A 20,271-nucleotide genomic window follows, 5' to 3' on the forward strand; every position below is an offset into this window, starting at 1 on the left:
GAAGGCCCGCTCCCTCAGGGTGGATCCGAGGGGGCGGGCCTTCGTGCGTGCGGTGGTCCCGTCAGTGGTCGTAGCCGGCGTCGATCGCGCGCTGGCGCGACCGCTCGATCTCGGCCTCGGCCTCGGCGCGGCCCGTCCAGTGGGCGCCCTCGACCGACTTGCCCGGCTCCAGGTCCTTGTAGACCTCGAAGAAGTGCTGGATCTCCAGGCGGTGGAAGTCGGACACGTCGTCGATGTCCTGACGCCACGCGGCGCGCTGGTCGCCCGTGGGCACGCACAGGACCTTGTCGTCGCCGCCGGCCTCGTCGCGCATGCGGAACATGCCCAGCGCGCGGCACCGGATCAGGCAGCCCGGGAACGTCGGCTCCTCGAGCAGCACGAGCGCGTCGAGCGGGTCGCCGTCCTCACCGAGGGTGCCCTCGATGAAGCCGTAGTCGTCCGGGTACCGGGTCGAGGTGAACAGCATCCGGTCGAGGCGGATGCGCCCCGTGGCGTGGTCGACCTCGTACTTGTTGCGCTGCCCCTTGGGGATCTCGATCGTGACGTCGAACTCCACTGCACTCCTGTCGCACGTCCGGCGCCCCTCGGTGTGGCGGGGCGGGCGTGACACGTCGTCGTGAGGGCGCCTTCGCGTGCCGTGCGCCCCTGCTACGGACAGTAGTGTGACGCACCGGCGTGACGAGCGCGTCGTCGGTGCCTGGAGGGGACGGTGGAGATGGCCAGCGGATGGCGTGTCGCAGGGACCGCCGTGCTGGTCGTGGTCCTCGGTCTGGGCGCCTACGCGACGGCCGACGCGTACGACCTGGTCCCCGGTGTGCTCACCCTCGCCCCCGTGCCGGAGCCCGCCGCGCCGTTCCCCACCGCGCCCGGCGCGGTCGAGGCGGCGGACGTCACCTCGGCGCTCACGACGCTCGACCCGCAGGTCCCCGTGCCGGACGTCGCCACGCTGCAGGCCAAGGTCGACGCGCTCGCGGCGGACAGTCGGCTCGGCGCCACCGTGGGAGTCGTGGTCGCCGACCAGCTCACGGGCGAGGTCCTCGCCTCGCACCTGCCCGACGAGGGGCGCACCCCGGCATCGACCGCGAAGCTCGTGACCGCGGTGGCCGCGCTCGGCACGCTCGGCGGCGACCTGACGCTCGACACCCGCGTGGTGCGCGGCGACGGCGACACGATCGTGCTCGTCGGCGGTGGCGACATGATGCTCGCCGCCGGTGCGGGCGACCCGGACGCCGTCAACGGGCACGCAGGCCTGGCGGACCTTGCCGCGCAGGTCGCCCAGACCCTGCAGCTCGAGGGGCTCACGAGCGTCCGGCTCGCCTTCGACGACTCGCTCTTCACCGGGCCGTCGCTCAGCCCCCGGTGGGACACCTCCGACATCGCCGCCGGCTACGTCGCCCCCGTCACGGCGCTCGCGGTGGACATCGCCCAGATGTCCGAGGGGGAGTACCCGCCGCGTTACGCCGACCCCTCGCTGCAGGCCGCGCAGACCTTCGCGGCCCGGCTCGCCGAGGCGGGCGTGAGCGTGCAGGGGACGCCGACCCGGGCGACCGCGTCCGACGGCGCGCTCGAGCTCGGTGTCGTGCACTCCGCCACGCTCGACAAGGTCGTGCACCACTTCCTCGACCACTCGGACAACACGATCACCGAGGTCGTCTCGCGCGTGGTCGCGATCGACGCCGGTCTGCCGGCGAGCTTCGAGGGAGCCTCGCAGGCCGTCATGCACGCGGTGCAGACGCTCGGCGCGGACACCACGGGCTCGTCCCTCGTCGACGCCTCGGGGCTGGGCGACGGTTCCGTGCTGACGCCTTCGCTGCTGCTCGACCTGCTGCGGCTGTCCACCGACCCGGCGCAGCCGCTGCTGCGCGAGGTCGCCACCGGGATGCCGATCGCCGGTCTGACCGGGACCCTCGCCGAGCGGTACACCGACTCCACGGCCCGGGGGCTCGTGCGTGCCAAGACCGGCAGCCTGCCGGGCGTCACGTCGCTCGCGGGCACGGTGCTCGACGCCGACCGCCGCCAGCTGATCTTCGTCGTCATCGCCGACCAGACGCCCGCAGGCGGCCAGTGGGCACCCCGCAGCGCCATCGACGCGTTCGTGATCGACCTCGCGGGCTGCGGCTGCCGCTGACGGTTACCGTGACCTGAGGGAGGACCCGATGGAGCAGGCGCCAAGCGAGCAGGCACGCGACGAGCAGGCACGTCGCGAGCAGGAGCCCGGCGCGGCGACCGGCGGGCCCGGTTCGCCCGTGGACTGGGACGCCGCGGCGCGGCTGGCCGGGCGCCTGGCCTCGCCGGGTCCCGTCGCCTCGCGCGCGCAGCTGGCCGACCTCGTGGGCGAGCTCCGCGCGGGCGCCGCCCGGACGGCCGAGCACGCCTCCCGGGCGTCCCGGCTCGTGCCTGCCGACGGACGTGCCCCGCAGGAAGTCTCGCGCGTGCTCGTGGTCGACCGCCCCGGCTGGGCCCGGGCCAACACGCAGGTCTTCGCGGCGATGCTCGCCGACGTGGACCCGGCGGTCTGGTCGACCGGCTCCGACGGGGGAGGGGCCCGGACCCTGACGCCGCCCTCCCCGACGTCGCGGACGACCGCCGCGGTCGAGGTCGCCGGGCTGCTCGCGCTGCTGTCGGGCAAGGTGCTCGGTCAGTTCGACCCGTTCGCGGTCGCACCCGGGCAGCCGGGCCGGTTGCTGCTCGTCGCACCGAACGTGCTGCAGGTCGAACGCACGCTCGACGTGGTCCCGGCGGACTTCCGGGTGTGGGTCGCGCTGCACGAGCAGACCCACGCCCTGCAGTTCGCGGCCGCCCCCTGGCTCGCCGGGCACCTGCGCGGGCGTGCCACGCAGCTCGTGACCGGCCTGGGCGTCTCCGTGCGGTCCGCGGTGTCCGCGGTGGCCGCGGCCGGTCGGTCGGCGGGCGGTGCGACGCCGCCCGGCGCTCCCGGCACCGGCTGGCCCTCGCCCGCCGACGTCCTCACCACGGTCGTGCGGGCGCTGCGGGACTCCGACGCACCGTTCGACCTCACGGCCCTGCTGCCCGCGGAGCAGCGGGCGATCGCGGACGAGGTCGGCGCCGTGATGGCGCTGCTCGAGGGGCACGCCGACGTGACCATGGATGCCGCCGGACGCGGTCTGGTGCCGTCGGTCCGCCAGCTGCGGGCGCGGTTCGAGGCCCGGCGGGACTCGGCCGCACGTGCGCGCGGCCCGGCCGGGCTGGTGCGCCGGCTGCTCGGGCTCGACGCGAAGCTCGCGCAGTACCGCGACGGCGCCGCCTTCGTGCGGGCCGTGCGGCGCAGGGTCGGCGTCGACGGGCTGAACGTCGTCTGGACCGACGCGGCGCTCCTGCCCAGCGCGGCCGAGATCGCCGACCCCGAGCGCTGGGTGCACCGGGTGCACGGGTGAGCGGACCCGACCCGGCGGTCGCCGCCGTGCGGTCGGCGGTGGCGGCGATCACCGCCGACGTCCCGGCGGACGGGCTCGTGCTCGTCGCCTGCTCGGGCGGGCCGGACTCGCTCGCGCTGGCGGCGGCGACGGCGTTCGTCGCCGACCGTGCCCGTCGGCGCGCGTCCGGTGCCGGGGGCTGGCGCGCCGGCGCGGTGGTCGTCGACCACGGCCTGCAGGCGGGGTCGGCGCAGGTGGCCCGGCGGGCCGCGGACGCGTGCCGCACGCTCGGTCTCGACCCGGTGCACGTCGTCGCGGTCGCACCCGACGGACCGGGTGGGCCCGAGGCGGCCGCCCGGGACGCCCGGTACGCGGCGATCGACGCCGTCGCCGACGCCACGGGTGCGCACGCCGTGCTGCTCGGCCACACCCTGGACGACCAGGCCGAGACCGTGCTGCTCGGTCTGGGTCGCGGGTCGGGCGTGCGGGCCCTGGCCGGCATGGCGGCCGTGCGGGGGCGTCTGCGTCGGCCGCTGCTCGCGCTGCGCCGCGCGGACACGCTGCGGGTGTGCGAGGTGCTGGCGCTGGACCCGTGGCACGACCCGACGAACACGCCGACGGCCGAGGCCTCGTCCGGACCTCGCCGGAGCAGGCTGCGGGCGCTGGCCGTGCCTGCGCTCGTCGACGTGCTGGGGCCCGGGGTGCCCGGTGCGCTGGCACGCACGGCCGACCAGCTGCGCGAGGCGGCGGACACGCTCGATACGCTCGCCGACGCCCTGCTCGCCGACGCCCTGCTCGCCGACGCCCTGCGCCCCGATGGGCCGCTCGACGACGCCCAGCTCGTCGACGGCCCGCTCGACGACGACCCGTCGCTCCGGTTCGACGTCGACGCCCTGCTCGCCGCCCCGACCGGTCTGCGGCGCTGGGCGCTGCGGGCCGCGGCGGTGCGTGCCGGCAGCCCGGCCGGGAGCCTGCGCCGGGAGCACGTGCTCGCGCTCGACGCCCTGCTGACCGGCTGGCACGGGCAGGGTCCCGTGGCGCTCCCGGGCCCGGCCGGGGTCCCGACGGTCGGGTGGCGTGCGTGTGGCACGCTTGGGCTGGGGCCTGCCGGTCGACCTGGGAGTCGGCCCGAGCCCGACCCCGAACCCCCGACGGACGATCGACAGGAGCGGTAGCGGTGGACGCTGCGGACATGGGCGCGGACCTCGAGAAGGTCCTGCTGAGCGAGGAGCAGCTGCACGGCCGCCTCGACGAGATCGCCGCACAGATCGACGCCGACTACGCCGGCACCGACCTGCTCCTGGTCGGTGTCCTCAAGGGTGCCGTGATGGTCATGGCGGACCTCGCGCGGCGGCTGCACACGACCGTGCACATGGACTGGATGGCGGTCTCCTCCTACGGGTCGGGCACCAAGTCCTCGGGCGTGGTGCGCATCCTCAAGGACCTCGACGCGGACCTGACCGGTCGGCACGTGCTCATCGTCGAGGACATCATCGACTCCGGGCTCACGCTGTCGTGGCTGCTGTCGAACCTGCGCTCACGCGGTCCGGCGAGCGTCGAGGTCGCCACCATGCTGCGCAAGCCCGAGGCCGCCAAGGTCGAGGTCGACGTCCGGTACGTCGGCTTCGAGATCCCCAACGAGTTCGTCGTCGGCTACGGGCTGGACTACGCCGAGAAGTACCGCAACCTGCCGTTCGTCGGCACGCTCGCCCCGCACGTCTACGGGGCCTGAGCCCGAAGGTCCCCTCCCTGCACCCGCGGCAGCCTGTGCCCTGGGCGAACAGGGAGGGGAACCTTCAGCATCACCGTGTAACTTCGAGCCACCTGTCCTGCCACCGGAGGGATGAGGGGGCTGCGCCCCGCCCATGAATCTCAAGCGACTTGTCCGTGGTCCCATCCTGTGGATCGTCCTCGCCGTCGTGCTGCTCTGGGTCGGAGCCAGCACGCTGGCCACGCCCAGCGTCCAGCGCATCGACACCTCCGACGGCCTCGCACTCCTCGCCGACGGCAAGGTCACGCAGGCCAAGGTCACCGAGGGTGACCAGCGCGTCGACCTCACGCTGAGCAAGGACTTCGTCAAGGACGAGGACAACTACGGCACCTCCGTCCAGTTCTACTACGTCGTCCCGCAGGGTCCGGACGTCATCGCGGCCATCGCGAAGGCGGACCCGAAGGACGGCTACACCTCCGAGGTGCCGCAGACCTCCTGGTGGACGAGCCTGCTCGGCCTCGTGCTGCCGTTCGTCATCATCCTGGGCGTGTTCTGGTTCCTCATGTCCAACATGCAGGGCGGCGGCTCGCGGGTCATGAGCTTCGGCAAGTCGCGCGCCAAGCTCGTGAGCAAGGAATCGCCGCAGGTCACCTTCGCGGACGTCGCCGGTGTGGACGAGGCGCTCGAGGAGCTGCAGGAGATCAAGGAGTTCCTCTCCGAGCCCGCCAAGTTCCAGGCGGTCGGGGCCAAGATCCCCAAGGGCGTGCTGCTGTACGGCCCTCCGGGAACCGGCAAGACCCTGCTCGCACGCGCCGTCGCGGGCGAGGCGGGCGTGCCGTTCTACTCGATCTCCGGCTCGGACTTCGTGGAGATGTTCGTCGGTGTCGGCGCGAGCCGCGTCCGTGACCTGTTCCAGCAGGCCAAGGAGAACTCGCCGGCGATCATCTTCGTCGACGAGATCGATGCCGTCGGTCGTCACCGCGGCGCAGGCCTCGGCGGCGGGCACGACGAGCGTGAGCAGACGCTCAACCAGATGCTCGTCGAGATGGACGGCTTCGACGTCAAGACCAACGTCATCCTCATCGCGGCCACGAACCGGCCCGACATCCTGGACCCCGCACTGCTGCGCCCGGGACGCTTCGACCGCCAGGTCGCGGTCGACCCGCCGGACCTCAAGGGCCGCGAGCGGATCCTGCGCGTGCACGCGCAGGGCAAGCCGATGGCCCCGGGCGTCGACCTGACGACGGTCGCCCGGCGTACCCCGGGCTTCACGGGCGCCGACCTGGCGAACGTGCTGAACGAGGCCGCGCTGCTCACCGCACGCCAGAACGGCTCGATCATCGACGACCACGCGCTCGACGAGGCGATCGACCGCGTCGTGGCCGGCCCGCAGAAGCGCACCCGCGTGATGAACCCCAAGGAGGTGAAGATCACCGCGTACCACGAGGGTGGTCACGCCTTGGTGGCCGCCGCGCTGCGCTACACCGACCCCGTCACGAAGGTCACGATCCTGCCCCGTGGTCGTGCGCTCGGCTACACGATGGTCATGCCGACGGAGGACAAGTACTCCACGACGCGCAACGAGCTGCTCGACCAGCTCGCCTACGCCATGGGCGGCCGCGTCGCCGAGGAGCTCGTCTTCCACGACCCGACCACCGGTGCCAGTAACGACATCGAGAAGGCCACGGGCACGGCACGGCGGATGGTCACCCAGTTCGGCATGAGCACCCGGCTCGGCGCGATCCACCTCGGGCAGCAGTCCTCCGAGATGTTCCTCGGCCGCGACGTCGGCCACCAGCGCGACTACTCCGAGGACGTCGCCGCGTCGATCGACCTCGAGGTGCGGGCGCTGGTCGAGCGGGCGCACACCGAGGCGTGGGAGATCCTCGTGGAGTACCGCGACGTGCTCGACGCGCTGGTCCTCGAGCTCCTCGAGAAGGAGACGCTCAACCAGGAGCAGCTCGCCACGATCTTCGCGCCGATCACCAAGCGCCCCCCGCGCGAGGTGTGGCTCTCGAACGACGACCGTGGTGTCTCCGACCGGCCGCCGGTGCTCACGCCCGCCGAGCGTGCCGCAGCGGAGGGTCCGAAGGACGGCCCGACCGACGGCCCTGTCGACGCACCTGCCGCCAGCAACGGCACACCTGCCTCCGTCGGCCCGGTCGGCGGGGCGCTCGTCGAGCAGGCCTCGCACGTCAGCGACACACCGGCGGAGCCTGCGGGCCCGACGTCCCAGGAGGCGACCGATGGCGACGGATCCCACTGACGGCCTCGCCGGGCGCGCGACGGTCGCCTCGACCATCAGCCCGGTGACGTGGTCGGGCAAGGCGGTCGGGCAGTACGACGAGGCGCGCGCCGAGGCGGCCGTCCGTGAGCTGCTGCTCGCGGTCGGTGAGGACCCGGACCGCGAGGGTCTGCGGGACACCCCCGGCCGGGTGGCCCGCGCGTACAAGGAGATCTTCGCGGGGCTCTACCAGGAGCCCGAGGACGTCCTGACGACGACGTTCGACCTCGGCCACGAGGAGCTCGTCCTGGTCAAGGACATCGAGGTCTACTCCACGTGCGAGCACCACCTGGTGCCGTTCCACGGGGTCGCGCACGTCGGTTACATCCCGGGTGCGGACGGTCGGATCACGGGCCTGAGCAAGTTCGCCCGGCTCGTCGACGTCTACGCCCGCCGCCCGCAGGTGCAGGAGCGGCTGACCTCGCAGATCGCCGACGCGATGGTGCGGGTGCTGCAGCCGCGCGGTGTCCTCGTGGTCGTCGAGTGCGAGCACCTGTGCATGTCGATGCGGGGCGTGCGCAAGCCCGGGTCGCGCACGGTCACCTCGGCGGTCCGTGGGCAGCTGCGGGACGTCGCCACGCGGGCCGAGGCGATGAGCCTCGTGCTCGGTCGCTGACCCGTCCGCCCCGACGTCGGACGCCCTAGGCTCGGCCCCATGATCGATCGCTCGCCGGCTGGTGCCGTGCCGGACACCCGTCCGGGAACGCGGCCCGCGCCGCTGCCGGCCGCCCTGCGGGCAGGCGGGCGCACGCTCGTCATGGGCGTCGTCAACGTCACGCCCGACTCGTTCTCGGACGGCGGCCGGTGGTTCACACCGGGTGCGGCCGTCGCGCACGGGCTGGCGCTCATGGAGCAGGGCGCGGACCTGCTCGACGTCGGCGGGGAGTCGACCCGCCCCGGCGCGCGACGCGTCCCGGTCGAGGACGAGCTGGCCCGGGTGCTCCCGGTCGTCGAGGAGCTGACCGGCCGCGGCGCGACGGTCAGCGTCGACACGACCCGGGCCGCGGTCGCCCGCGCGGCCGTCGACCGCGGCGCCTCGATCGTCAACGACGTGTCGGGCGGTCTGGCCGACCCTGAGATGGCCGGCGTGATCGCCCGGACCGGCGCGGTGTACGTCGCCATGCACTGGCGCGGGCACGCCGACGTCATGGACGACCTGGACCGCTACGACGACGTCGTCGCCGACGTGCGGCGCGAGCTCGCCGAGCGCGTCGAGGTCCTGCGCGCGGCCGGCGTCCGCGACGAGCAGATCGTGCTGGACCCCGGGCTGGGCTTCGCCAAGCCGGGTGCGAGCAACTGGCCGCTGCTGGCCCGCCTGCCCGAGCTGGTCGCCGACGGCTTCCCGGTGCTGGTGGGTGCGAGCCGCAAGCGGTTCCTGGGTCATCTGCTGGCGGGGGCGGACGGGAACCCGGCGCCGCCGCTCGCCCGCGACGGCGCGACCGCCGCGGTGTCCGCTCTCGCGGCCGCTGCGGGCGCCTGGTGCGTGCGGGTGCACGAGGTCGCCGGGTCGGCCGACGCCGTCCGCGTGGCAGCCGCCTGGAGCGGCGCGCGCGGTGCTGCGCCTGCTGCTGCGCCCGATCCAGTCCCCGATCCAGCCCCCGATCCAGCCCCCGATCCAGCCCCGGTGCACGAGACCACGGACGAGCTGCCCGTCGACGAGGACGCGGCCGACGGAAGGAGCGCACGGTGAGCGTGCACGACGGGTACGCCCCGGACGCCGGACAACCCATCGGCGCGCCAAGCGGCGTCGGCCGACCCCGGCCGATCCCGAGCACGGGCGCAGCGTCGGCGGGTGCCGCCCGGGTGCCGGTCGTCCCGGTCGTGCACGACGCCGACGGGCGCCGTCTCGACCAGATCCTGCTCTCGGGCATCAGCGCGGTCGGGTACCACGGGGTGTTCGACGCCGAGCGGCGCGAGGGGCAGGTGTTCGTCGCCGACGTCGTCGTGCACCTGGACACCCGCCGCGCCGCGAGCCGCGACGACCTGGCGCTGACGGTGAACTACGGCGTGCTGGCCGAGCAGGTCGCGGCTGTGCTCTCGGGTGAGCCCGCCGACCTGATCGAGACGGTGGCCGAGCGGATCGCCGCGACGGTGCTGGTCTCCCCGCTGGTGTCTGCCGTGGACGTGCAGCTGCACAAGCCCCAGGCGCCCATCACCGTCCCCTTCGGGGACGTGGTCGTGGCCGTGCACCGTGACCGCACGAAGCTCCCGGCGGCCGAGCCGTACCGCCCGCCGCTCGCCCCGAGCCGGGCCTCCGTGCGCGAGGCGGGTGCGGGTGTCCCGACGAGCACGGCCGTGATGCCCGTGACACCGGCGTTCGACCCCGTGGAGGGTGCGCCGTCGGGTCCTCCGCTCACGCCCGTGCCGCCCGTCCCGGCGGTGCCCGTCCCGGCGGTGCCCGGACCGACGGCCGCAGGCCCCGCGCCTGCCGGCGGGGTGCAGGTCGCACCGGTGTCGGCCGAGGTGCTCGGGGCCGACATGCTGCCGTGGTCCTCGGGGTCGGTGGTCACGCCGCCGAGCCTGCCGCTCGACGAGGCGTGGGACCCGAACCCCACCCCGAACCCCGCGTCCGCCCCGATCCCGACCCCGGTGCCGAACCCCGTGCCGGTGTTCCCGGCCGTGTTCCCCACGGGTCCGGTCTCGGTCGCCGCGCCGATGGCCGCCGCACCGGTGGCGGGCCCCGTGCCGGGTGCCGAGCTGGTCGAGCTCGTCGACGTCGTCGACGGCGAGATCGAGCTCGACGTGCTCGACGTCGCCCCCGCCGCTCCTGTGGCCGTGGTGCTCGCGATCGGCGCGAACCTCGGCAACGCGCAGGAGACGCTGCGCCAGGCGGTCTCCGACCTCGCGGCGGTGCCTGGGCTGCACGTCGACGACGTGTCCGCGCTCGCCCGCAGCGCGGCGGTGGGCGGTCCCGAGCAGCCCGACTACCTCAACGCTGTCCTGCTGGCCCGCACGACGTTGTCCGCCCGGGACCTGCTGCGGGCCACGCAGGCGGTCGAGCAGGTGCACGGTCGCGAACGGCTCGTGCACTGGGGGCCGCGGACCCTCGACGTCGACATCGTCACCTACGGCGCCGTCCTGGCCACCACGGACGACCTCGAGCTGCCCCACCCGCGGGCGCACGAGCGGGCGTTCGTGCTGCAGCCCTGGGCGCAGGTCGACCCCGACGCCGTCCTGCCGGGCCTCGGTGGCGGTCCGGTGGCGGCGCTGGCCGCCACCGCTCCCGACCGTGACGGCGTCCGTTGGCTCGCGCTCGACTGGCTGACCAGCCCGGTGCCGGCCGCGCAGCCCGACTCCGCGCCCGAGGCGTGATGCACCGCACCCGCTGGCAGAACCTCGTCCTCCTGGCCCTCGCGGTCGCCGTCGGCACCTGGGTGGTGCTGCGTGCCGCGCTGGGTCGCGGCGCGAGCCTGCCCACGGTCCCGTGGCTGGTCGTCGCCGTCGAGCTCGTGATCGCCGGCGTGGTGCTGTCGATGGGATGGGCGGTCCGGCAGTTCCTGCGTGGTCGTCGGCCGACGCTGAACCCGATCCGGGCGGCGCGCACGGCGGTGCTGGCCAAGGCCTCGTGCTACACCGGTGCGCTGCTCGCGGGCTGGTACGGCGGCCAGGTGCTCACGGTGCTGCGCGAGACGGGCGGTTCGGAGCAGCTGACCCGGGCGGCGGCCGCCGGTGCGGCCACGGTCGGGGCGCTCCTGCTCGCGGCCGTCGGGCTCGTCGTCGAGTGGTTCTGCCAGGTGCCGCCGCCCGAGGACGGCACGCGCGAGCGGCTCGACGAGCAGGCCCCGGACCCCGCAGCCGGCTGAGCGGTCGTCGGTCCCGGGGCGCTGCGCCGGTCGGTGGAAGGATGGGCGCATGACCTCCGACCAGCAGCTCCCGGAGTCGGCGGCGCCCTCCGTGCCCTCGGCGGTGCGACGCCTCGACGACCGCGGCCCGTTCGACCCCGTGGGCGTGACCTGGACCCCCGTCTCGACCCGGTTGGCCGGCGCCCGGCTGACGGTGGCCGCGCTGTGGTTCGTCCTGCCACTGGTCGGTGCGGTCGTGCTCGCGGTGGCGGTCGGTGAGCCGTGGCTGTGGACCCTGCCCGGCATCCTCGTGGTGCTGCTGGCGTGGATCGGCTGGCTCGTGCCGCGTCAGGTGCGCGCTCAGGCGTACGCCGAGCGGGACGACGACCTGCTGATCCGGCGGGGCATCATGTTCCGCTCGCTCGTCGTGGTGCCCTACGGGCGGATGCAGTACGTCGACGTGAGCGCCGGGCCGCTCGCGCGCCGGTTCGCGATCGCCTCGGTGCAGCTGCACACCGCCTCCCCGGCGACGAACGCGTCGATCTCCGGCCTGCCGCCCCAGGAGGCCGCGCGCCTGCGTGACCGTCTGGCCTCGCGCGGCGAGGCCCGGCTGGCGGGGCTGTGACCGCGGGCGTGCCCGACCAGGGCGTGCCCGACCCGGACCCGACCCTGATGGTCCAGGACGACGACCGCCTCGACTGGCAGCGGATGCACCCGGTCACCCCGGCGCTCAAGGGCTGGAAGCTGCTGCTGGGTCTGCTGGTCGTCGCGTGGGCGCAGCTGGACAACGTGCAGGAGGGTCTGCGGCACGTGCACGGCCGGGGCTGGCTCGTCGTGCTCGGCGGTCTCGTCGTGATCCTGCTGGTGGGTTTCGCCTACTCGACGATCGCGTGGCGCGTCACGCGGTTCGCGGTGTCCGCCGAGGCCGTGCACCTGCGCACGGGTGTGCTGTTCCGGCAGCAGCGCCAGGCGCGGCTGGACCGGCTCCAGGCCGTCGACGTCGTGCAGCCGCTGCTGGCCCGGCTCGTCGGGCTGTCCGAGCTCAAGCTCGAGGTGGCCGGCGGAGCGGAGTCGGCGGTGTCGCTGGCCTTCCTGCGCGAGTCCGACGCGGAGGACCTGCGGATCCGGCTGCTCGCGCTCGCAGCGGGTCGCCGTGCGACGCCGGTACCCACCGGGGGCGCCGCCGCGGACGGCGTCACGACGGCCCCGACCGCGCGCGACGACGCCCGGATCCCGCTCGACGGCGCGTTCGCCCAGGTCCCCGGGCCGGCGGCACCCGTCGGGGGCCCGCGTCCGGCCGCAGCGCCCGAGCAGCTGGTCTACGAGGTGCCGATGGGTCGCCTGCTGCCCGCGACGCTGCTGTCCGGCGCGATGATCTGGCTCGTGGTGGGCGTCGCCGTGGCGATCGTGCTGCTGGCGCTCTCGCGGGAGATCGGTTCGATCTTCGTGGTCGCGCCCGCGGTCCTGGGCACGGTCGGGGCGGTGTGGGGCCGGATCAACCAGGGCGCCGGCTTCCGTGCGGCGCTCTCGGCCGACGGCATCCGCCTGCACCACGGTCTGACGGAGGCGCGCACGCAGACCGTCCCTCCGGGACGGGTGCAGGCGATCCGGGTCACGCAGCCGTTCCTATGGCGCAAGGCCGACTGGTGGCGCGTGCAGATCAACGTGGCCGGGTACGCCGGGACGCAGGACGCCGAGCACGACACGGTGCTGCACCCGGTCGCGAGCCGCGAGGAGGCGATGACGGCCATCTGGCTCGTGCTGCCTGACCTGGGGGTCGAGGATCCTCGGGCGGTCCTGGACGCGGCGTTCTCGGGCATGGACGGCGACGGCGGCTTCACGACGGCGCCGCGCAGCGCCCGGTGGGTCGACCCGGTCGGCTGGCGGCGGCGCGGTGTGCTGGTGACCGGTCGTGCGCTGCTCGCCCGGTCGGGTCGGGTGTGGCGGCAGGTGGACGTCGTGCCGCACGAGCGCACGCAGTCGCTCGGCCTCGCGCAGGGTCCGCTGCAGCGTCGGCTGGGGCTCGCGTCGTTCGTCGTGCACTCGACGCCCGGGCCGGTGAGCCCGGAGGTCGCGCACCTGGACGCGCTGACGGCTGCCGCCCTGATGGACGAGCAGGCGCACCGGGCGCGCACGGCCCGTGCGGGTGCCGGCCCGGAGCAGTGGTCGAAGCCCTTTCCCGAGGCGTCGAGGTGACCGTCGCGGACCCGTCGCGCCGGCCGGGTCGCCTCGGCGTCGGCGTCATCGGTGCCGGCCGGGTCGGCGCGGTGCTCGGCAGCGCGTTGCGGGCTGCGGGTCACCCGGTGGTCGCGGTGTCCGCGATCTCGGAGGCGTCCCGCGAACGCGCTGCCTCCTTGCTGCCGGGCGTGCCGGTGCTCGACGTGCCCGAGGTCGTGCGCCGCGCGGAGCTCGTGCTGCTGGCCGTCCCGGACGACGCGCTGCTCGACCTCGTGACGGGCCTGGCCGACGTCGGTGCCTGGCAACCGGGCCAGATCGTCGTGCACACCTCGGGCCGGTTCGGCACGGACGTGCTCGCGGCGGCGCGGTCCGCCGGGGTGATCCCGCTGGCGATCCACCCGGCGATGACGTTCACCGGCACCTCGCTGGACCTGGTGCGGCTCGTCGGTGCAACCTTCGCGGTCACCGGTCCGGCTCCGGTGCTGCCGATCGGGCAGGCGCTGGTCGTCGAGATCGGCGGGGAGCCCGTCGTGCTCGCCGAGGAGGCCCGGCCGCTGTACCACGCGGCGCTCGCGCACGGCGCGAACCACCTGGTGGTGCTCGTCGCGCAGGCCGCCCAGGCCCTCGTCGGCGCCGGGGTCGACGATCCCGGGCGCCTGCTCGGTCCGCTGCTCGGTGCGGCGCTGGACGGCGCGGTGCGCGCCGAGACGGGCGCCGACCCGTCGGGTGCGCGCGGTCCGGGGGCGATCTCCGCCCTGACCGGTCCGGTGCGCCGCGGCGACGCCGGGACGGTGCGCGAGCACGGTGCCGCACTCGCCGGGCTGGCAGCGGCCACGGGGGCCGTCGACGTCGTGGCGGGGTACCGTGCCATGGCGCGCGCGGCCACGCAGCGTGCGCTCGCGGCGGGGCTGATCGGCCCCCAGGCCGCGCAGGAGCTGCTGGACGCGGTCGCGGGCATGTCCGAGGCCGACGCGTCGTTGCAGCAGGAGGACCACGGCGCCGAGCAGGGCCCGCAGGAGGACGACGCATGACCGGCACGACCCGGATCTCGACCGGCACGCCCACGCTGGCCCGCACGCGTGAGGCGCTGGCCGGCGCGCTCGCGGTGCAGGACGCCCGCGCGCTGCCGTACCCGGAGGGCTCGCGCGCCGGTGCGCCCGACGCCCGACCGCACCGGCGTGCGGTGGTCATGACGATGGGCGCGCTGCACGCGGGCCACCTCTCGCTCGTGCGCCGGGCCAAGGAGCTCGCGGACGCGGTGGTCGTGACGATCTTCGTGAACCCGCTGCAGTTCGGGCCGACCGAGGACCTGGACCGCTACCCGCGGGACCTCGAGGGCGACCTGGCGCTGCTGTCCGGACCGGGGCTGCTCGGCGCGGACGACGTGGTCTTCGCCCCGACGGCCGACGTGGTCTACCCCGACGGCGACCCGATCGCGCGGGTCACCGCCGGCTCGGTGGGCGACGTGCTCGAGGGTGCCCTGCGGCCCGGGCACCTCGACGGCGTGCTGACCGTCGTGCTCAAGCTCCTGCACCTGGTGCGCCCGCAGGTCGCGGTCTTCGGCGCGAAGGACGCGCAGCAGCTCGCGGCCGTGCGGCGCATGGTGCGCGACCTGGACGTGCCCGTCGAGGTCGTCGCGGGGGCGACCGTGCGTGACGAGGACGGGCTCGCGCTGTCCAGCCGCAACGCGTACCTCTCGCCCGACCAGCGCAGGCAGGCCCTGGCTCTCTCGCAGGCGCTCACCGCCGCGCGGACGCAGGCGGCCGCGGGCGGGGGTCCCGACGCGGTCCGGGCGGCGGCCCTGGCCGTCCTGACGGACGGGCTGGCCGTGGCGGACGTGCGCCCGGTCGACGTCGTCGACTACGTCGCGCTCGTCGACCCGGGCACGTTCGCCGAGGTCGGGCCGGACCGCACCGGCACGGCCGTCCTGGCGCTGGCCGCCCGCGTGGGCGTCACGCGGCTGATCGACAACGCCGAGGTGGAGCTGGTCGGACCCGTGCCGTCCGGCGGTCCGCACGGTGCCCGCACGGAGGAGGTGACCGCATGACCTCGCTCGTGCGCACGATGATGACCGGCAAGATCCACCGCGCCACCGTGACGGCCGCGGACCTGCACTACGTGGGCTCGATCACGGTCGACGCCGAGCTGATGGAGGCGGCGGACCTGCTGCCCGGCCAGCAGGTCGACGTGGTCGACGTGACCAACGGTGCCCGGCTGACGACCTACGCGATCGCGGGGGAGCCCGGCTCCGGGCAGGTGTGCGTGAACGGCGCCGCCGCGCACCTCGTGCACCCCGGTGACGTCGTGATCCTCATCGCGTACGGGCAGCTCTCCGACGCCGAGTCCCGCACCTACGAGCCGCACGTGGTGCTCGTCGACGCGGACAACCGGATCGTCCAGCTCGGCGACGACCCCGGCCAGGTGCCGCAGGCGTGGACGGACGAGCAGGGCCTGGTCGGCAGCGGGATCCCGTTCGACGAGGCACGCGCGCTGCTGGGCCACGCCCACGAGGGGCACGCCCCCGAGCAGAGCCCGACCCGGTGACGACCGTCGCCACCCCGGCCGCGCCGTCACCCGCCGTGCCCGAGCGCCTCGGTTCCGGCACGGTGCGGCTCGCCACACGGCTGGCCGCGCCCGAGCCGGGCTGGACGGTCGAGGCCGACGCGGTCGTCGTCGGCTCCGGGATCGCCGGGCTGACCGCCGCCCTCGAGCTGCGCACGCGGGTGCCGCGGGTCCTGCTCGTCACGAAGGACCGGCTGTACTCCGGGTCGACGGTGTGGGCGCAGGGCGGCATCGCCGCGGCGCTCGACCCCGACGACTCGCCGGCGGCCCACCTGCAGGACACGCTCGTCGCCGGCGCCGGGCTCTGCGACCCGCGCGCCGTCGAGGTGCTGGTCACCGAGGGCCCGGCGCGCGTGCGCGAGCTGGTGGCGCGCGGTGCGGTGTTCGACCGTGCGCCGGACGGACAGATCTCCCTGACCCGCGAGGGCGGTCACCACGCCGACCGCATCGCGCACGCCGGCGGCGACGCGACGGGCGCGGAGATCTCACGCGCCCTCGTCGCGCAGATCGAGGCCGTGCGTGACGACCCGGGCATCGAGGTCATCGAGCACGCGCTCGTCCTCGACGTGCTCACCGGCCCGGTCGGCCCCGACGGTCGACCCGGTGCGGCGTGCGGCGTGACGCTGCACGTCATCGGCGAGGGCTCGCGCGACGGCGTCGGCGCGGCACTCGGCCGGGCGGTCGTGCTCGCCACCGGGGGCATCGGCCAGGTCTTCCGTTCCTCGACCAACCCCGCGCAGGCGACCGGCGACGGCATCGCCGCGGCGCTGCGGGCAGGCGCGACGCTCGCGGACGTCGAGTTCGTGCAGTTCCATCCGACCGTGCTGTGGCTCGGCGCCGGGGTGAAGGGCCAGCTGACGCTCGTGTCGGAGGCCGTGCGAGGCGAGGGGGCCCGGCTCCTGGACACCGACGGCGTGCGCTTCATGCCCGACGTGCACCCGATGGCCGAGCTCGCCCCGAGGGACGTCGTCGCGCACGCGATCGTGCGGCGCATGGCGGCGACCGGTTCGGACCACGTCTGGCTGGACGCCCGGCACCTCGGCGCGGACTTCCTGCGGCGCCGGTTCCCGACGATCCACGACCGGCTGGCCGAGCACGGCATCGACCTGACGACCGACCTCGTCCCCGTGGCGCCCGCGCAGCACTACCACTCGGGCGGCGTGCTCACCGACCTCGTCGGGCGGACATCCCTGCCGGGGCTCTACGCCGTCGGTGAGACGGCGTGCACGGGAGTGCACGGCGCCAACCGGCTCGCGTCGAACTCGTTGCTCGAGGGCCTGGTCTTCGCGCACCGCGCGGCCCGGGACATCGCCGCCAAGGTCGCCGGCGGCGAGCTGCCGGTGCTCGAACCGGTCGGGCGGTCGGGTGAGCGCGCGCTCGTGGCGGCCGCGTCCCGTTCGCGCGTGCAGCGGCTGGCGTCCGCCGGTCCCGGAGTGCTGCGCGACGGTGAGGGCCTGCGGCGCGCGGCGGCCGGTCTCGCGCAGGTGCCGACGGACGCCCATCTGCGCCACGACGCCGGCCACCCGCTGGCCGACCCGCAGGTGGCCGAGTGGGAGACCACGAACGTGCACCAGGTCGCGACGGTGCTGACGGCAGCGGCCCTCGAACGTGAGGAGAGCCGTGGGGGGCACGCGCGCAGCGACTTCCCGGCCCCGGACGACGCCTGGCGGCTGCGCCTCGAGCTGACGCTCGACCAGGACGGCACCCTGCGCTCGAGGCGGGCACCCGTCGAGTGACCGGGCACTACTGCATCCGGGCACTACCGTGACCCGGTGAGCACGACGCCGACCCCGCAGCCCGACCAGCACGCCGCCGATCCGCTGGGTGTCCTGCCCGGCGACACGGGGCCCGACCCGGTGGCCGTCGCGCGGCTCGTCGCCGCCGCGCTCGACGAGGACCTCGGCCCGGCACCGGGACGCGACGTGACGACGCAGGCCACCGTGCCGACGGACGCGACCGGCACCGCGCTGCTCATGGCCCGGGCGGACGGCGTGCTCGCCGGCCTGGTCGTCGTGCCGGAGGTGCTCGCGCAGGTCGCGACCCGGCTCGCCCTGGCGTGCCCGACGCTCGTGGTGCACGTCCCGGACGGCACCCGGGTGCGTGCCGGAGACGTGCTGGCCGAGCTGACCGGGCCGGTGCAGGTGCTCCTGGTCGCCGAGCGGACGCTGCTCAACCTGGCCTCGCGCGCGTCGGGCGTCGCGACGCACACGCGCCGCTGGTCGGACGAGCTCGACGGCACGGGCGCCCAGGTGCTCGACACCCGCAAGACGACCCCGGGCCTGCGGGCGCTGGAGAAGTACGCGGTGCGCTGCGGCGGCGGCACGAACAAGCGCATGGGGCTGTACGACGTCGCGATGGTCAAGGACAACCACGTCGTGGCGGCCGGCTCGGTGGCGGCCGCGGTCGCGGCCGTGCGCGCCGCGTTCCCCGGGGTGCCGATCCAGGTCGAGGCGGACACCCTGGCGCAGGCGCTCGAGGCCGTCGGGGTGGGTGCCGACTTCCTGCTGCTCGACAACATGCCCACGCCGGTGCTGCGCGAGGTCGTCGCGGCGGTGCGCGCGGGTGAGCCGACGACCGGACGCATCGAGCTGGAGGCCACGGGCAACCTGACGTTGGCGCGGGCCCGCGAGGTCGCCCTGACCGGTGTCGACCACCTGTCGGTGGGCGGCCTGACGCACTCCTCGCCGATCCTCGACCTCGCGCTGGACCTGACGACGCACTGACACCGCACGGCCGGGCACCGGCCTCGTGCCCAGCGGGCGGGCGGGACGACGCCCGTGGCCACGCCCGTAGAATCGCCCGGTGAGCCAGACGCCGCAGACGCCCACCCCGACCGCCGCAACGAACGGCGCCACGTCCGGCGCTTCGTTCGGCGCGGACCAGGACGACGCCCCCGAGCAGATCCGCGTCCGCCGCGAGAAGCGGGAGCGGATGCTGGCCGAGGGCGTGGAGGCGTACCCGGTCTCGGTGCCGCGCACGCACACGATCGCGGCGGTCCGTGCCGCGCACCCCGACCTGGAGCCGGGCGCCGAGACGGACGACGAGGTCGGCGTCGCCGGTCGGGTGGTCTTCCTGCGCAACACCGGCAAGCTGTGCTTCGCGACGCTGCAGGACGGCGAGGGCAACCGCCTGCAGGCCATGCTGAGCCTGGCCGAGGTCGGCGAGGAGCGGCTGACGGCGTTCAAGGCCGACATCGACCTGGGCGACCACCTGTTCGTGCACGGTCGCGTGATCTGCTCCAAGCGCGGCGAGCTGTCGGTGTTCGCCGACGCGTGGCAGTTGGCCGCGAAGGCCATCCGTCCGCTGCCGAACCTGTACGAGGGCACGGAGATGTCCGAGGAGGCGCGGGTCCGCCAGCGCTACGTCGACCTGATCGTCCGCCAGCAGGCGCGTGACAACGTGCGGCTGCGCGCCGAGGTGGTGCGTTCGTTGCGCGAGAACTTCCACCGTCGCGGATATCTGGAGGTCGAGACCCCGATGCTGCAGACGCAGCCCGGTGGTGCCTCGGCGCGGCCCTTTGTCACGCACATGAATGCCTTCGACATCGACCTGTACATGCGTATCGCCCCGGAGCTGTTCCTCAAGCGCGCGGTGGTCGGCGGTATCGAGCGTGTCTTCGAGATCAACCGCAACTTCCGCAACGAGGGCGCCGATTCCACGCACTCGCCGGAGTTCGCGATGCTGGAGGCCTACGAGGCCTACGGCGACTACGACACGATGGCCGCGCTCACGCAGGACCTCGTGCAGACCGCCGCGATGGACGCCCTCGGCACCACGCTCGTGACCTTGCCGCACGGCGAGGAGTACGAGCTGGGCGGGCAGTGGACGCAGCTGTCGATGTACGACTCGCTGTCGGGCGCCCTGGGTGAGGAGATCACCCCGGGGACGACCGTGGCGCAGCTGAAGGCGATCGCCGAGCGGCTCGAGGTCGAGGTCGACCAGCGTCGGATCAGCCACGGCAAGCTGGTCGAGAACCTGTGGGAGCACCTGGTCGGGGACGGCCTGCACGCGCCGACGTTCGTGCGCGACTTCCCGGTCGAGACCAGCCCCCTCACGCGTGACCACCGCAGCAAGCCGGGCATCGTGGAGAAGTGGGACCTGTACGTGCGCGGCTTCGAGCTCGCGACCGCGTACTCCGAGCTCGTGGACCCGGTGGTGCAGCGTCAGCGGTTCGAGGCCCAGGCGGTCCTCGCCGCGGCGGGTGACGACGAGGCGATGCCGCTCGACGAGGACTTCCTGGCCGCGGTCGAGTACGCGATGCCGCCGTCGGGCGGGCTGGGCATGGGTCTGGATCGTCTGCTCATGGCGCTGACCGGGCTGGGGATCCGCGACACGATCCTGTTCCCGCTCGTGAAGCCGCAGGCGTGAGCGCAGGGGAGT

The 20,271-nt window shown here is 74.7% G+C and carries 18 protein-coding genes; 17 read left to right on the plus strand and 1 reads right to left on the minus strand.

All coding sequences use genetic code 11. The features are described from left to right. Positions 1–61: 61 nt before the first annotated feature. Positions 62–556, minus strand: coding sequence for an inorganic diphosphatase (locus BKA22_RS10850; RefSeq protein ID WP_146953527.1), 495 nt, complete (start codon positions 554–556; stop codon positions 62–64). Positions 557–715: 159 nt separating this feature from the next. On the opposite strand from BKA22_RS10850, the gene dacB reads away from it, so the two are divergent. The 17 genes from dacB (at position 716) to lysS (ending at position 20,259) form a co-directional block, all read left to right on the plus strand. Then, entirely contained in the window at positions 716–2,128 is a 1,413-nt protein-coding gene (gene dacB, locus BKA22_RS10855) for a D-alanyl-D-alanine carboxypeptidase/D-alanyl-D-alanine endopeptidase (protein WP_146953526.1), read from the plus strand. A gap of 28 nt (positions 2,129–2,156) precedes the next feature. Beyond that, a complete protein-coding gene (locus BKA22_RS10860) occupies positions 2,157–3,395 on the plus strand; it encodes an Rv3626c family coenzyme F420 biosynthesis-associated protein (RefSeq protein ID WP_146953525.1) in 1,239 nt (412 codons plus the stop codon). Further along, a complete protein-coding gene (gene tilS / locus BKA22_RS10865) occupies positions 3,392–4,549 on the plus strand; it encodes a tRNA lysidine(34) synthetase TilS (protein ID WP_146953524.1) in 1,158 nt (385 codons plus the stop codon). Before BKA22_RS10860 ends, tilS begins: the two co-directional genes overlap by 4 nt. A gap of 2 nt (positions 4,550–4,551) precedes the next feature. Next, the gene (gene hpt / locus BKA22_RS10870) at positions 4,552–5,106 is read left to right on the plus strand and encodes a hypoxanthine phosphoribosyltransferase (RefSeq protein ID WP_146953523.1); all 555 of its coding nucleotides are present in this window, start codon (positions 4,552–4,554) and stop codon (positions 5,104–5,106) included. Between the two features lie 133 nt (positions 5,107–5,239). Next, entirely contained in the window at positions 5,240–7,351 is a 2,112-nt protein-coding gene (gene ftsH, locus BKA22_RS10875) for an ATP-dependent zinc metalloprotease FtsH (protein WP_146953522.1), read from the plus strand. Further along, positions 7,332–7,985 carry a GTP cyclohydrolase I FolE gene (gene folE, locus BKA22_RS10880; RefSeq protein ID WP_179561747.1) on the plus strand — a complete coding sequence of 218 codons (654 nt, stop codon included), beginning with the start codon at positions 7,332–7,334 and terminating at the stop codon, positions 7,983–7,985. The genes ftsH and folE overlap by 20 nt, the downstream gene beginning before the upstream one ends. Before the next feature lie 39 nt (positions 7,986–8,024). Then, a complete protein-coding gene (gene folP, locus BKA22_RS10885) occupies positions 8,025–9,059 on the plus strand; it encodes a dihydropteroate synthase (protein ID WP_146953521.1) in 1,035 nt (344 codons plus the stop codon). Then, positions 9,056–10,681, plus strand: a complete 1,626-nt coding sequence (gene folK / locus BKA22_RS10890) for a 2-amino-4-hydroxy-6-hydroxymethyldihydropteridine diphosphokinase (protein ID WP_223203631.1) — start codon at positions 9,056–9,058, stop codon at positions 10,679–10,681. The genes folP and folK overlap by 4 nt, the downstream gene beginning before the upstream one ends. Further along, a complete protein-coding gene (locus BKA22_RS10895) occupies positions 10,681–11,172 on the plus strand; it encodes a DUF3180 domain-containing protein (protein WP_146953520.1) in 492 nt (163 codons plus the stop codon). The genes folK and BKA22_RS10895 overlap by 1 nt, the downstream gene beginning before the upstream one ends. Positions 11,173–11,221: 49 nt before the next feature. After that, the gene (locus BKA22_RS10900; RefSeq protein ID WP_146953519.1) at positions 11,222–11,776 is read left to right on the plus strand and encodes a PH domain-containing protein; all 555 of its coding nucleotides are present in this window, start codon (positions 11,222–11,224) and stop codon (positions 11,774–11,776) included. Continuing rightward, positions 11,773–13,347: a PH domain-containing protein gene (locus BKA22_RS10905; RefSeq protein WP_223203630.1), complete on the plus strand. Its 1,575-nt coding sequence runs from the start codon at positions 11,773–11,775 to the stop codon at positions 13,345–13,347. Before BKA22_RS10900 ends, BKA22_RS10905 begins: the two co-directional genes overlap by 4 nt. After that, a complete protein-coding gene (locus BKA22_RS10910; RefSeq protein ID WP_179561748.1) occupies positions 13,344–14,360 on the plus strand; it encodes a Rossmann-like and DUF2520 domain-containing protein in 1,017 nt (338 codons plus the stop codon). Before BKA22_RS10905 ends, BKA22_RS10910 begins: the two co-directional genes overlap by 4 nt. Then, entirely contained in the window at positions 14,357–15,376 is a 1,020-nt protein-coding gene (panC, locus tag BKA22_RS10915) for a pantoate--beta-alanine ligase (protein ID WP_146953517.1), read from the plus strand. Before BKA22_RS10910 ends, panC begins: the two co-directional genes overlap by 4 nt. Further along, the gene (gene panD, locus BKA22_RS10920; RefSeq protein ID WP_146953516.1) at positions 15,373–15,873 is read left to right on the plus strand and encodes an aspartate 1-decarboxylase; all 501 of its coding nucleotides are present in this window, start codon (positions 15,373–15,375) and stop codon (positions 15,871–15,873) included. The genes panC and panD overlap by 4 nt, the downstream gene beginning before the upstream one ends. Before the next feature lie 35 nt (positions 15,874–15,908). Continuing rightward, positions 15,909–17,627, plus strand: a complete 1,719-nt coding sequence (locus tag BKA22_RS10925; RefSeq protein WP_146953693.1) for an L-aspartate oxidase — start codon at positions 15,909–15,911, stop codon at positions 17,625–17,627. 36 nt (positions 17,628–17,663) lie between these two features. Continuing rightward, the gene (gene nadC / locus BKA22_RS10930) at positions 17,664–18,614 is read left to right on the plus strand and encodes a carboxylating nicotinate-nucleotide diphosphorylase (protein WP_371863660.1); all 951 of its coding nucleotides are present in this window, start codon (positions 17,664–17,666) and stop codon (positions 18,612–18,614) included. A 79-nt stretch (positions 18,615–18,693) separates the two neighbouring features. Beyond that, a complete protein-coding gene (gene lysS, locus BKA22_RS10935; RefSeq protein WP_146953515.1) occupies positions 18,694–20,259 on the plus strand; it encodes a lysine--tRNA ligase in 1,566 nt (521 codons plus the stop codon). The last annotated feature ends 12 nt before the right edge of the window (positions 20,260–20,271 follow it).

This window comes from Cellulomonas soli (genome assembly GCF_013409305.1).
Classification (GTDB): Bacteria; Actinomycetota; Actinomycetes; order Actinomycetales; family Cellulomonadaceae; genus Cellulomonas; species Cellulomonas soli.

What these genes read in the sequence shown, in the direction of transcription:
- dacB (WP_146953526.1), top strand. Translation starts at nt 716, where the DNA reads ATGGCCAGCGGATGGCGTGTCGCAGGGACCGCCGTGCTGGTCGTGGTC.
- BKA22_RS10860 (WP_146953525.1), top strand. Translation starts at nt 2,157, where the DNA reads ATGGAGCAGGCGCCAAGCGAGCAGGCACGCGACGAGCAGGCACGTCGC.
- ftsH (WP_146953522.1), top strand. Translation starts at nt 5,240, where the DNA reads ATGAATCTCAAGCGACTTGTCCGTGGTCCCATCCTGTGGATCGTCCTC.
- folE (WP_179561747.1), top strand. Translation starts at nt 7,332, where the DNA reads ATGGCGACGGATCCCACTGACGGCCTCGCCGGGCGCGCGACGGTCGCC.
- folP (WP_146953521.1), top strand. Translation starts at nt 8,025, where the DNA reads ATGATCGATCGCTCGCCGGCTGGTGCCGTGCCGGACACCCGTCCGGGA.
- BKA22_RS10895 (WP_146953520.1), top strand. Translation starts at nt 10,681, where the DNA reads ATGCACCGCACCCGCTGGCAGAACCTCGTCCTCCTGGCCCTCGCGGTC.
- BKA22_RS10900 (WP_146953519.1), top strand. Translation starts at nt 11,222, where the DNA reads ATGACCTCCGACCAGCAGCTCCCGGAGTCGGCGGCGCCCTCCGTGCCC.
- panC (WP_146953517.1), top strand. Translation starts at nt 14,357, where the DNA reads ATGACCGGCACGACCCGGATCTCGACCGGCACGCCCACGCTGGCCCGC.
- panD (WP_146953516.1), top strand. Translation starts at nt 15,373, where the DNA reads ATGACCTCGCTCGTGCGCACGATGATGACCGGCAAGATCCACCGCGCC.